The sequence below is a fragment of the Klebsiella sp. CN_Kp113 genome (assembly GCF_040064585.1).
Lineage (GTDB): Bacteria > Pseudomonadota > Gammaproteobacteria > Enterobacterales > Enterobacteriaceae > Klebsiella > Klebsiella michiganensis.
In genome coordinates this window covers 61,528-73,995 of the sequence record NZ_JBEAID010000016.1, presented here as the reverse complement: position 1 = coordinate 73,995, position 12,468 = coordinate 61,528, and the positions used below count along the sequence as shown (strand labels likewise).

Annotated in this window: 8 protein-coding genes; 7 read left to right on the top strand and 1 reads right to left on the bottom strand. The window is 58.0% G+C overall.

Features of this window, described 5'->3' with window-relative positions; all coding sequences use genetic code 11:
• Nucleotides 1-38 precede the first annotated feature (38 nt).
• The 5 genes from glgB to glgP all read left to right on the top strand — a co-directional run bounded on the left by glgB (nucleotide 39) and on the right by glgP (nucleotide 9,470).
• Nucleotides 39-2,225, top strand: coding sequence for a 1,4-alpha-glucan branching enzyme (gene glgB, locus ABLV30_RS08335; RefSeq protein ID WP_014227074.1), 2,187 nt, complete (start codon nucleotides 39-41; stop codon nucleotides 2,223-2,225).
• Nucleotides 2,222-4,198, top strand: coding sequence for a glycogen debranching protein GlgX (gene glgX, locus ABLV30_RS08330; protein ID WP_032751558.1), 1,977 nt, complete (start codon nucleotides 2,222-2,224; stop codon nucleotides 4,196-4,198). The genes glgB and glgX overlap by 4 nt, the downstream gene beginning before the upstream one ends.
• Before the next feature lie 80 nt (nucleotides 4,199-4,278).
• Nucleotides 4,279-5,574 carry a glucose-1-phosphate adenylyltransferase gene (glgC, locus tag ABLV30_RS08325; protein WP_004106488.1) on the top strand — a complete coding sequence of 432 codons (1,296 nt, stop codon included), beginning with the start codon at nucleotides 4,279-4,281 and terminating at the stop codon, nucleotides 5,572-5,574.
• Nucleotides 5,574-7,007 carry a glycogen synthase GlgA gene (glgA, locus tag ABLV30_RS08320; RefSeq protein ID WP_004854984.1) on the top strand — a complete coding sequence of 478 codons (1,434 nt, stop codon included), beginning with the start codon at nucleotides 5,574-5,576 and terminating at the stop codon, nucleotides 7,005-7,007. The genes glgC and glgA overlap by 1 nt, the downstream gene beginning before the upstream one ends.
• A 15-nt stretch (nucleotides 7,008-7,022) precedes the next feature.
• A complete protein-coding gene (gene glgP / locus ABLV30_RS08315; protein ID WP_014227071.1) occupies nucleotides 7,023-9,470 on the top strand; it encodes a glycogen phosphorylase in 2,448 nt (815 codons plus the stop codon).
• Between the two features lie 51 nt (nucleotides 9,471-9,521).
• Here glgP and glpD read toward each other — a convergent pair whose 3' ends face one another.
• Nucleotides 9,522-11,030 carry a glycerol-3-phosphate dehydrogenase gene (glpD, locus tag ABLV30_RS08310; RefSeq protein WP_004854978.1) on the bottom strand — a complete coding sequence of 503 codons (1,509 nt, stop codon included), beginning with the start codon at nucleotides 11,028-11,030 and terminating at the stop codon, nucleotides 9,522-9,524.
• A 212-nt stretch (nucleotides 11,031-11,242) separates the two neighbouring features.
• Here glpD and glpE point away from each other — a divergent pair, with 212 nt between their 5' ends.
• Together glpE and glpG are read left to right on the top strand one after the other, a co-directional pair.
• Nucleotides 11,243-11,572 (top strand): thiosulfate sulfurtransferase GlpE, encoded by a 330-nt coding sequence (gene glpE, locus ABLV30_RS08305; RefSeq protein ID WP_004126086.1) that lies wholly within the window; start codon nucleotides 11,243-11,245, stop codon nucleotides 11,570-11,572.
• A 59-nt stretch (nucleotides 11,573-11,631) separates the two neighbouring features.
• Nucleotides 11,632-12,462, top strand: coding sequence for a rhomboid family intramembrane serine protease GlpG (gene glpG / locus ABLV30_RS08300; protein ID WP_014227070.1), 831 nt, complete (start codon nucleotides 11,632-11,634; stop codon nucleotides 12,460-12,462).
• Nucleotides 12,463-12,468 lie beyond the last annotated feature (6 nt).

The window sequence follows — 12,468 nt, the reverse complement described above, 5'->3', positions numbered from 1 at the left end:
GATACAGGAAAGGGCGACACCTACAACAGGATGAAACCATGTCTAATCGTATTGATAAGGACGTGATTAATGCGCTTATCGCCGGCCATTTTGCGGATCCTTTTTCCGTGCTTGGCATGCATTACACCGACGCCGGGCTGGAAGTTCGTGCATTATTACCCGATGCCACCGATGTGTGGGTCATTGAACCAAAAACCGGACGCAAAGTCGGCAAGCTGGAATGCCTCGACTCGCGCGGTTTCTTCAGCGGCGTTCTGCCGCGTCGTAAAAATCCTTTTCGCTATCAGCTGGCCGTCACCTGGCACGGGCAGCAGAACCTGATTGATGACCCGTACCGTTTTGGTCCGCTGTTGCAGGATCTCGATGTCTGGCTGCTGTCGGAAGGCACGCATCTGCGTCCTTATGAAACGCTGGGCGCGCATGCCGATACCATGGACGGCGTGGTCGGTACGCGTTTCTCCGTATGGGCGCCGAATGCCCGCCGGGTATCGGTCGTCGGCCAGTTTAACTACTGGGACGGCCGCCGCCACCCGATGCGCCTGCGTAAAGAGTCCGGCATCTGGGAGCTGTTTGTTCCCGGCGCGCTGAACGGCCAGCTGTATAAATTCGAGCTTATTGATGCCCACGGCAACCTGCGGGTGAAGTCCGATCCTTACGCTTTTGAAGCGCAAATGCGCCCGGAGAGCGCCTCGCTCATCTGCGGGCTGCCGGAAAAGGTCGCACAGCCGCCGGAGCGCAAGCAGGCTAACCAGTTTGATGCGCCGATCTCGATTTATGAAGTGCATCTCGGCTCCTGGCGCCGCCACACCGATAATAACTTCTGGCTGAGCTATCGCGAGCTTGCCGACCAGCTGGTCCCGTATGCCAAATGGATGGGCTTTACCCACCTCGAACTGCTGCCGGTTAACGAGCATCCGTTTGACGGCAGCTGGGGCTATCAGCCGACCGGGCTGTACGCGCCCACCCGTCGCTTCGGCACCCGGGAGGATTTCCGCTACTTTATCAACGCCGCGCACGCCGCGGGGCTTAACGTTATTCTGGACTGGGTGCCTGGCCATTTTCCGGCGGATGACTTTGCGCTCGCCTCGTTTGACGGCACCTCGCTGTATGAACATAGCGACCCGCGTGAAGGCTACCATCAGGACTGGAACACCCTGATTTACAACTACGGCCGCCGCGAGGTCAGCAATTACCTGGTCGGCAATGCGCTGTACTGGATCGAACGCTTCGGCATTGACGCGCTGCGGGTTGATGCGGTGGCGTCGATGATTTATCGCGACTACAGCCGCAAGCAGGGCGAGTGGGTGCCGAACGAATTCGGCGGTCGGGAAAACCTTGAAGCGATTGAGTTTCTGCGCAATACCAACCGCGTGCTGGGCGAACAGACGCCGGGCGCGGTAACCATGGCGGAAGAGTCGACCGATTTTCCCGGCGTTTCTCGTCCTTCCTCCACCGGCGGGCTGGGTTTCTGGTTCAAGTGGAACCTCGGCTGGATGCACGACACCCTCGACTACATGAAGCTGGACCCGGTGCATCGCCGTCATCATCACGACAAGATGACCTTCGGTATGCTCTACAACTACACCGAAAACTTTGTCCTGCCGCTCTCTCATGATGAAGTGGTGCACGGCAAAAAATCGATACTCGACCGCATGCCGGGCGATGCCTGGCAGAAGTTCGCTAACCTGCGCGCCTACTACGGCTGGCTGTTTGCCTTCCCGGGTAAAAAGCTGCTGTTTATGGGCAATGAGTTTGCTCAGGGACGCGAATGGAACCACGACGCAAGCCTCGACTGGCATCTGCTGGAAGGCGGCGATAACTGGCACCACGGCGTCCAGCGGCTGGTGCGCGACCTCAACCATACCTATCGTCACCATAAAGCGCTGCACGAGCTGGATTTCGATCCCTACGGCTTCGAATGGCTGGTGGTGGACGACCATGAGCGTTCGGTATTTATCTTTGTTCGTCGCGACAGGGCGGGCAATGAAATTATCGTCGCCAGCAACTTCACCCCGGTCCCACGTCATGAGTACCGTTTTGGCATCAACCAGCCCGGCCGCTGGCGTGAAGAGCTCAACACCGACTCCATGCATTACCACGGCAGCAACACCGGCAATGGCGGCGTCGTTGAGAGCGACCCGATCGCCAGCCACGGTCGTGAACACTCCCTCTCCATTACGCTGCCGCCGCTGGCGACGGTGTGGCTGGTGCGGGAGGCGCAATGATCGCACTCGCGGCAGGACAGCCCGCGCCTTTAGGGGCCAGCTACGACGGTAAGGGCGTGAATTTCGCGCTCTTTTCCGCCCACGCGGAGCGGGTGGAACTCTGCGTGTTTGACGAGCAGGGTAATGAACGGCGCGTCGACCTGCCCGCGCGCAGCGGCGATATCTGGCACGGCTGGCTCGCCGATGTCGGGCCTGGCCTGCGCTACGGCTACCGCGTCCACGGGCCCTGGGACCCAACGCAAGGGCACCGCTTCAACCCGGCGAAGCTGCTGCTTGACCCCTGCTGCCATCAGGTAGACGGCGGGTTGCCTGACGATGAACGTCTCCACGGCGGCGATCGCGTTCCCGATCGTCGCGACAGCGCGGCGATAGCGCCGAAGTCGCGGGTGATCGACCTGCATTACGACTGGCGCGGCGATAAGCCGCCGCGCACGCCGTGGGGCCAGACGGTGATTTATGAAGCCCACGTCAAGGGGCTGACGTATCTGCACCCCGATCTGCCGGAGAATGTCCGCGGTACCTATAAAGCGCTCGGTCATCCGGTGATGATCGATTACTTCCGCATGCTGGGCATTACTGCACTAGAGTTAATGCCGGTGGCGCAGTTCGCCAGCGAACCGCGTCTTCAGCGGATGGGGTTAAGCAACTATTGGGGCTACAACCCGCTGGCGATTTTCGCCCTCGACACGCGCTACGCCAGCGCGCCGGAGCAGGCGTTAAACGAGTTTCGCGATGCGGTAAAAGCGCTGCATGCGGCGGGCATCGAAGTGATCCTTGACGTGGTGCTGAACCATAGCGCGGAGATAGACCTGGAAGGGCCGACCTTCTCCCTGCGCGGAATCGATAACCGTAGCTATTATTGGATCAGGGAAGACGGCGATTACCACAACTGGACCGGCTGCGGGAACACCCTCAACCTCAGCCACCCCGGCGTGGTGGAGTATGCCCGCCAGTGCCTGCGCTTTTGGGTTGACGAGTGCCACGTTGACGGCTTTCGTTTCGACCTCGCCTCGGTGATGGGGCGGACGCCGGCGTTTCGTCAGGATGCGCCGCTGTTTGAGGCCATCCGTAACGACCCGCGTCTGGCTGAGGTCAAGCTGATCGCGGAACCCTGGGATATCGGCCCGGGCGGCTACCAGGTGGGTAACTTTCCGCCGCTGTTCGCCGAGTGGAACGACCATTTCCGCGATACCGCGCGTCGATTCTGGCTGCAGCAGAACGTCTCGCTGGGCGACTTCGCTCAGCGTTTTGCCGCATCCAGCGACGTTTTTCAGCGTAACGGCAGAGCGCCTTCGGCGGCGGTTAACCTGGTCACTGCGCACGATGGTTTCACCCTGCGCGACTGCGTTTGTTTCAATCAGAAACATAATGAGGCAAACGGGGAGGAGAATCGCGATGGGACTAACAATAACTACAGCAACAATCATGGTATAGAAGGATTAGAAGGGAGTCTTGCCGTGATTGAACGGCGCCGTGCCAGCGTTCACGCTCTTCTGGCGACGCTACTGCTGGCGCAGGGAACGCCGATGCTGCTGGCGGGTGACGAACACGGTCACAGCCAGCATGGCAACAACAATGCTTACTGTCAGGACAATGCGTTGACCTGGCTGGACTGGAACCATACTAACCGCGGGCTGACCGCGTTCACCGCCGCGTTAATTCATCTGCGCCAGCGCGTTCCGGCTTTAACCGAGAATCGCTGGTGGCAGGAGGGAGACGGCAGCGTTCGCTGGTTAAACCAACATGCGCAGCCGCTGTCCGCCGATGAATGGCAGCACGGTGCGCCGCGTATGCAGATCATATTGTCCGATCGCTGGCTGATGGCGCTCAACGCCACCGCCGAGGTGGCAGAGATGGTTTTACCCGCGGGGGAATGGCGCGCCATTCCACCTTTCGCCGGAGAGGATAATCCGGTCACTATAGCTGTCTGGCATGGGCCCGCGCACGGAGTGTGCGTATTTCAAAGGTCGTAACCTCGGGGCTTCCGGTTGGTCTCGAAGCGGCGGCGCGACGAGAAGGGCAGGCAAGCTGGGGAGTAAAAAAGGAGTTAATTATGGTTGGGGTAGAAAAGAACGATCCATTGATGCTGGCGCGTCAGTTGCCGATCAAATCCGTTGCGCTGATCCTTGCCGGGGGACGTGGTACCCGTCTGAAGGATCTGACCAATAAACGCGCGAAACCTGCTGTCCATTTCGGCGGCAAGTTCCGCATTATCGATTTTGCGTTATCTAACTGTATTAACTCAGGCATTCGACGCATCGGCGTCATCACCCAGTATCAATCGCATACGCTGGTGCAGCATATCCAGCGCGGCTGGTCGTTCTTCAATGAAGAGATGAACGAGTTTGTTGACCTGCTGCCCGCCCAGCAAAGGATGCAGGGGGAAAACTGGTATCGCGGCACGGCGGATGCGGTGACGCAGAACCTCGACATCATTCGTCGTTACAAGGCGGAGTACGTCGTTATCCTCGCGGGCGACCATATTTACAAACAAGACTACTCGCGCATGCTTATCGATCACGTCGAAAAAGGCGCGCGTTGCACCGTGGCCTGTATGCCAGTGCCTATTGAAGAAGCACGGGCGTTCGGGGTCATGGCGGTGGACGAGAGCGATAAGATTATCGATTTCGTCGAAAAACCGGCTAATCCGCCTGCGATGCCGGGCGATGCCAGCAAATCGCTGGCGAGTATGGGTATCTATGTCTTTGACGCGGATTACCTTTATGAGCTTCTGGAAGAAGACGACAGCGATGAAAGCTCCAGCCACGATTTTGGTAAAGACATCATTCCGAAAATCACCAAAGCTGGCATGGCTTATGCACATCCTTTCCCGCTTTCCTGCGTGCAGTCCGATCCGCAGTCTGAGCCCTACTGGCGTGATGTCGGGACCCTGGAAGCGTACTGGAAAGCCAACCTCGATCTGGCTTCGGTGACCCCGGAACTGGACATGTACGATCAGAACTGGCCGATTCGCACCCATATGGAGCCTTTGCCTCCGGCAAAATTCGTCCAGGACCGCTCGGGCAGCCACGGGATGACCCTGAACTCGCTGGTTTCAGGCGGCTGTATTATCTCCGGCTCGGTGGTTGTGCAGTCGGTGCTGTTCCCGCGCGTGCGGGTGAATTCATTCTGTAATATTGATTCGGCAGTCTTGTTGCCAGAGGTTTGGGTTGGCCGTTCGTGCCGCCTGCGTCGCTGCATTATTGACCGCGCCTGCGTGATCCCGGAAGGTATGGTTGTTGGGGAGAACGCGGAAGAGGATGCACGCCGTTTCTACCGCTCGGAGGAAGGTATCGTGCTGGTCACCCGCGACATGCTGCGGAAATTGGGGTATCCACAGGAGCGCTAATGCAGGTATTACATGTATGTTCAGAGATGTTCCCGCTGTTAAAAACCGGTGGACTGGCGGATGTGATCGGCGCGCTGCCTGCAGCGCAAATTGCCGGGGGCGTCGACACGCGCGTACTGCTGCCCGCGTTTCCTGATATCCGCCGCGGCGTGACGGATGCGCAGGTGGTGACGCGCCGCGAGACGTTTGCCGGGCGCATCACTCTGCTGTTCGGTCACTTTAACGGCGTGGGCATCTATTTGATTGATGCCCCGCATCTCTACGATCGCCCAGGGAGCCCTTACCACGATACTAATCAGCACGCCTATACCGACAACGTGCTGCGCTTTGCGCTGCTGGGATGGGTCGGTAGCGAGATGGCCTGCGGCCTGGATCCTTTCTGGCGCCCTGACGTTGTTCACGCCCACGACTGGCATGCGGGCCTGACCCCGGCCTACCTGGCGGCGCGCGGCCACCCGGCTAAGTCGGTCTTTACGGTGCATAACCTGGCCTACCAGGGGATGTTCTACTCGTGGCATATGAACGACATTGAGCTGCCGTGGTCGTTCTACAACGTTCATGGCCTTGAATTTAACGGCCAGATCTCCTTTCTGAAGGCGGGGCTCTACTACGCCGACCATATTACGGCGGTCAGCCCGACCTATGCGCGCGAAATCACCGAGCCGCAGTTCGCTTACGGCATGGAAGGGCTGCTGCGTCAGCGGCAGCATGAGGGCCGCCTCTCCGGGATCCTCAACGGGGTGGATGACCATATCTGGAATCCGGAAAGCGACCTGCTGCTGGCCGCGCGCTACGATCGCGATCGGCTGGAAGAAAAAGCGGAAAACAAACGCCAGCTGCAAATCGCCATGGGGCTGAAGGTGGATGACAAAGCGCCGCTGTTTGCCGTTGTCAGCCGTTTGACCAGCCAGAAGGGGCTGGACCTGGTGCTTGAGGCGCTGCCGGGCCTGCTGGAGCAGGGCGGTCAGCTGGCGCTGCTGGGGGCGGGCGATCCGGTGCTGCAGGAGGGCTTCCTGGCCGCCGCGGCCGAGCATCCGGGCAAGGTCGGCGTACAGATTGGCTACCATGAAGCCTTCTCGCACCGCATTATGGGCGGCGCCGATGTGATTCTGGTGCCCAGCCGTTTTGAACCGTGCGGCTTAACCCAGCTGTACGGCCTGAAGTACGGCACGCTACCGCTGGTGCGGCGTACCGGCGGACTGGCGGACACCGTGTCCGATTGCTCGCTGGAGAATCTCGCCGACGGTCTGGCTACCGGCTTTGTTTTTGAAGATAGCAACGCTTTGTCGCTGCTGCGGGCTATTCGACGCACATTCGTCCTGTGGTCGCGCCCGTCGCTCTGGCGCTACGTCCAGCGTCAGGCGATGAATATGGATTTTAGCTGGCAGGTTGCCGCAAATTCTTACCGCGAACTTTATCAACGCTTGCTGTAACCAGGAGCCAAAGCTATGAATGTACCTTTTAGCTACTCATCACCCACCCTGAGCGTTGAGGCGTTAAAGCACTCTATTGCTTATAAGCTGATGTTTATCATCGGCAAAGATCCGGCTATCGCTAACAAACATGAATGGCTCAACGCCACGCTGTTCGCCGTTCGCGATCGCATGGTTGAGCGCTGGCTGCGTTCAAACCGGGCGCAGCTCTCTCAGGAAGTGCGTCAGGTTTACTATCTGTCGATGGAGTTTTTGATTGGCCGTACCTTGTCCAACGCGCTGCTATCGCTCGGTATTTATGAGGACGTGAACAGCGCGCTGGAAGAGATGGGGCTGAATCTTGAAGAGCTGATTGACGAAGAGAACGACCCGGGCCTGGGCAACGGCGGTCTTGGTCGTCTGGCTGCCTGCTTCCTCGACTCGCTGGCGGCGCTGGGTTTGCCGGGCCGCGGCTACGGTATTCGCTACGACTACGGGATGTTTAAGCAGAATATCGTCGACGGGCGGCAGAAAGAGTCCCCGGACTACTGGCTGGAGTACGGCAACCCGTGGGAGTTCGAGCGCCACAATACGCGCTACAAAGTGCGCTTCGGCGGCCGCATTCAGCAGGAAGGTAAACATTCCCGCTGGGTGGAGACCGAAGAGATTATTGCCGAAGCCTACGATCAGATCATCCCGGGTTTCGACACCGACGCTACCAACACGCTGCGTCTGTGGAGCGCGCAGGCCAGCAGCGAGATCAACCTCGGTAAATTCAACCAGGGCGACTACTTCGCGGCGGTGGAAGATAAAAACCACTCTGAGAACGTGTCGCGGGTGCTCTATCCGGATGACTCCACCTATTCCGGGCGCGAGCTGCGCCTGCGCCAGGAGTATTTCCTCGTGTCGGCGACGGTGCAGGATATCCTCAGCCGTCACTACCAGCTGCATAAAACCTACGCCAATCTGGCGGACAAAATCGCGATTCACCTCAACGACACGCACCCGGTGCTGTCGATTCCGGAGCTGATGCGCCTGCTGATTGACGAGCATAAGTTTAGCTGGGATGAGGCGTTCGAGGTGACCTGCCAGGTCTTCTCCTATACCAACCATACCCTGATGAGCGAAGCGCTGGAGACCTGGCCCGTCGATATGCTGGGTAAAATCCTGCCGCGTCATTTGCAGATTATTTTCGAGATTAACGACTACTTCCTGAAGACCCTGCAGGAGCAGTATCCCAACGATACGGCGATGCTGGGCCGTACGTCGATTATCGACGAGTCTAACGGGCGTCGCGTACGCATGGCGTGGCTGGCGGTGGTGGTAAGCCACAAGGTCAACGGCGTGTCGGAGCTGCACTCCCGGCTGATGGTCGAGTCGCTGTTTGCCGAATTTGCCAAAATCTTCCCGATGCGCTTTACCAACGTCACGAACGGCGTCACTCCGCGCCGCTGGCTGGCGCTGGCGAATCCGCCGCTGTCGAAAGTGCTGGATGAAAATATCGGCCACACCTGGCGTACGGATTTAAGCCAGCTGAAGGAGCTGGAGCAGCATATTGACTATCCGAAGGTTAACCAGGCGGTGCGCCAGGCCAAGCTGGAAAACAAGCAGCGGCTGGCGAACTACATCGGCCAACAGCTTAACGTGGTGGTCAACCCGAAAGCCCTGTTCGATGTGCAGATCAAGCGTATTCACGAGTACAAACGTCAGCTAATGAACGTGCTGCATGTGATCACCCGCTACAATCGCATTAAGGCCGATCCCGACGCCGAGTGGGTACCGCGCGTGAATATCTTCGCCGGCAAGGCGGCTTCGGCTTACTACATGGCGAAGCATATTATTCATTTAATCAATGACGTCGCGGCGGTGGTGAATAACGATCCGGACGTTGGCGATAAGCTGAAAGTGGTGTTCATTCCTAACTACAGCGTAAGCCTCGCGCAGCTGATCATTCCGGCGGCGGATCTCTCCGAGCAGATCTCGCTGGCGGGGACGGAGGCGTCCGGTACCAGCAACATGAAGTTCGCGCTTAACGGCGCGTTAACCATCGGTACCCTGGACGGGGCTAACGTTGAGATGCAGGAGCACGTCGGGGCGGATAATTTCTTTATCTTCGGTAATACGGCGGAAGAGGTTGAAGCCCTGCGGGCTAACGGCTACAAACCGCGTGATTACTATGAGCAGGATGAAGAGCTGCACCAGGCGCTGACGCAGATCGGCACCGGCCTGTTCAGCCCATCGGAGCCGGGACGCTACCGTGACCTGCTGGATTCGCTGATTAACTTCGGCGACCACTATCAGGTTCTGGCGGATTACCGTAGCTACGTGGATTGTCAGGATAAGGTGGATGAGCTGTACCGTCATCCGGAGGAGTGGGCCAATAAAGCGATGCTGAATATCGCCAATATGGGCTACTTCTCTTCCGACCGCACGATTAAGGAGTATGCCGACCATATCTGGCATATCGATCCGGTAAGGTTGTAACGGATTAGTCATAAAAAACGGGGCCTACAGGCCCCGTTACTGTTTGCGGTGTTACGACGCCAGCGACAGCTCAGACTTTCCCGCGTGCTGCGCCAGCCACTCGCTGATGCGCGCCTGCTGCTCGTCATTCAGCCACATACCTTGTTTAGTGCGACGCCAGATCGCGTCATCCAGCGAACGAACCCATTCGTGCTCAACCAGATAGCGCAGTTCGGCTTCAAAAAACTCATGGCCGAAATGCTCACCCAGATCGTCCAGTGAGGTCGCCTTATCAAGGATTAGCTCACTGTTGCTGCCGTAGGTGCGGGCGTAATGGCGGGCCATCGATTCGCTGATAAACGAAAAGCGGCGGCGCAGTTTCGCCGCGTAGTCGTCACGGTCGCTGCCGATATCGCCGCCGGGCAGCACCGCGGTTTTGGTCCATGCCGGGCCGATGCCTTTGTAGTAAGGCGTCAGTTTCTCCAGCGCATGCTCGGCCAGCTTGCGATAGGTGGTCAGCTTGCCGCCAAAGACCGACAGCAGCGGCGCCTGCCCGTTATCATCATGGATATCAAGAGTGTAATCGCGGGTGATCGCCTGCGGCGAGTCGGATTCATCGTCGCACAGCGGGCGCACGCCGGAGTAGGTCCAGACGATATCGTCCCGCGTGAGAGGCTTTTTAAAGTGGGCGTTATAGACGTTCAGCAGGTAGTTAACTTCGTTGTCGTCGATCGCTACCGCTTTAGGATCGCCTTTATACTCCACGTCGGTGGTGCCGATGATGGAAAATTCATCCATCCACGGGATCACAAACACAATGCGTTTATCTTCATTTTGCAGGATGTAGGCCTGTTTCTGCGTGTGCACGCGCGGTACCACGATATGGCTGCCCTTGATCAAGCGAATACCGTACGGCGAGCGCAGATGCATCCCTTCGTCGAAGAACTGTTTGACCCACGGACCGGTGGCGTTAACCAGACCGCGCGCCTGCCAGGTAAACTTCTCGCCGCTATCAATATCTTCGGCTTCGACAATCCACAAACCGTTTTCACGTTTTGCCGAGATGGCGCGGGTCCGCGTGCGCACTTCCCCGCCTTTACGCACAACCATCTGGGCATTGGCCAGCACCAGACGCGCATCGTCAACCCAGCAGTCGGAATATTCGAAACCGCGCACGATTTCAGGTTTAAGTACCGATTCTGTGCCAAAACGCAACCCGGTTGAGCCGGGTAAGCTGGTGCGCTTGCCCAGATGATCGTACATAAACAGGCCAATGCGGATCATCCACGCCGGACGCAGGTGCGGGCGATGCGGTAAACGAAAGCGCATCGGGAAGGCGATATGCGGGGCCATTTTCAACAACACTTCGCGTTCGGCCAGCGCTTCGCTCACCAGGCGGAACTCATAGTGTTCAAGGTAGCGCAGCCCGCCGTGAATCAGCTTTGAGCTGGCGCTGGATGTGGCGCAGGCAAGGTCGCTTGCCTCCAGCATCAGTACGGATAAACCACGCCCTGCGGCGTCTGCCGCGATACCGGCACCGTTGATGCCTCCCCCTATCACAATCAGATCTTTGGTTTCCACGCTCGCCACCTCTTACACTTTCGTTTAAGCTCACAAATGTTCGATATCGCTCAATATAGCAAACAATCGCGCTATTGGTAACATCAAAAAAACATTTCAGAGTGATGCGTGTAACATATTGGCGTTTATTTAGCGCCAGGCTGTACACTAGACGCTAAAATCCAGGGCGTTTCGCCGCCTGCCTGTATATCCGTATATAAAGAAGAGAGCTTATGGATCGCTTTGAATGTATTAACGTAGAAGAAGCCCACCAGAAAATGCACCAGCAGACGGCGGTGCTGGTCGATATTCGCGACCCGCAAAGCTATGCGATGGGCCACACGCCGGGCGCATTCCATCTGACCAACGATACGCTGGGCGCGTTTATGCGCGACAACGACTTTGATACGGCGGTCATGGTGATGTGCTATCACGGCAATAGCAGCAAAGGCGCCGCGCAGTATCTGCTGCAGCAGGGTTACGACAAGGTTTACAGCGTGGACGGCGGGTTTGATGCCTGGCACCGGCATTTTCCGGCGGAAGTCGCGCATGGCGCACTTTAGGCGTTAGCGCCGGTTGTGGCTATAATATCTCCCTTTGTGTGGAATAAGCGATCCGCTGCATGTTAATGATTACCTCTTTTGCCAACCCGCGCGTGGCCCAGGCGTTTGTCGACTATATGGCGACGCAGGGCATTATTCTGACTATTCAGCAGCATACGCAGAGCGATATCTGGCTGGCTGATGAGTCCCAGGCCGGACGCGTACAGGCCGAGCTGGCCCGCTTTCTGGAAAATCCCGCCGATCCGCGTTACCTCGCCGCCAGCTGGCAGTCGGGGCACACCAATAGCGGGCTGCACTACCAGCGCTTTCCCTTTTTAGCGACGCTTCGCCATAACGCCGGGCCGGTGACCTGGGGCGTGCTCTTCGCCTGCATCGCCGTCTTTGTCCTGCAAACGGTCATTGGCGATCAACCGGTCATGCTGCTGCTGGCCTGGCCCTACGATCCTTCGTTGAAATTTGAAGTCTGGCGCTACTTTAGCCATGCGCTTATGCACTTCTCGCTGATGCATATTCTGTTCAACCTGCTATGGTGGTGGTACCTCGGCGGAGCGGTAGAAAAGCGCATCGGCAGCGGCAAGCTGGTGGTGATTACGGTGATCGCCGCTTTGCTGAGCGGCTTTGTGCAGCATCAGTTCAGCGGCCCGTGGTTTGGCGGACTCTCCGGCGTAGTCTATGCGCTAATGGGCTATGTCTGGCTACGGGGCGAGCGCGATCCGCAGAGCGGCGTTTATTTACAGCGCGGCTTGATACTCTTCTCTTTAGTATGGTTAATTGCTGGATGGTTTGATGTTTTCGGCATGTCGATTGCGAACGGTGCGCACGTGGCCGGTCTGGTGACCGGGCTGGCGATGGCGTTTGTTGATACGCAGAATGTGCGAAAACGAACGTAGAGATTC

What these genes read in the sequence shown, in the direction of transcription:
- glgB (WP_014227074.1), top strand. Translation starts at nt 39, where the DNA reads ATGTCTAATCGTATTGATAAGGACGTGATTAATGCGCTTATCGCCGGC.
- glgX (WP_032751558.1), top strand. Translation starts at nt 2,222, where the DNA reads ATGATCGCACTCGCGGCAGGACAGCCCGCGCCTTTAGGGGCCAGCTAC.
- glgC (WP_004106488.1), top strand. Translation starts at nt 4,279, where the DNA reads ATGGTTGGGGTAGAAAAGAACGATCCATTGATGCTGGCGCGTCAGTTG.
- glgA (WP_004854984.1), top strand. Translation starts at nt 5,574, where the DNA reads ATGCAGGTATTACATGTATGTTCAGAGATGTTCCCGCTGTTAAAAACC.
- glgP (WP_014227071.1), top strand. Translation starts at nt 7,023, where the DNA reads ATGAATGTACCTTTTAGCTACTCATCACCCACCCTGAGCGTTGAGGCG.
- glpE (WP_004126086.1), top strand. Translation starts at nt 11,243, where the DNA reads ATGGATCGCTTTGAATGTATTAACGTAGAAGAAGCCCACCAGAAAATG.
- glpG (WP_014227070.1), top strand. Translation starts at nt 11,632, where the DNA reads ATGTTAATGATTACCTCTTTTGCCAACCCGCGCGTGGCCCAGGCGTTT.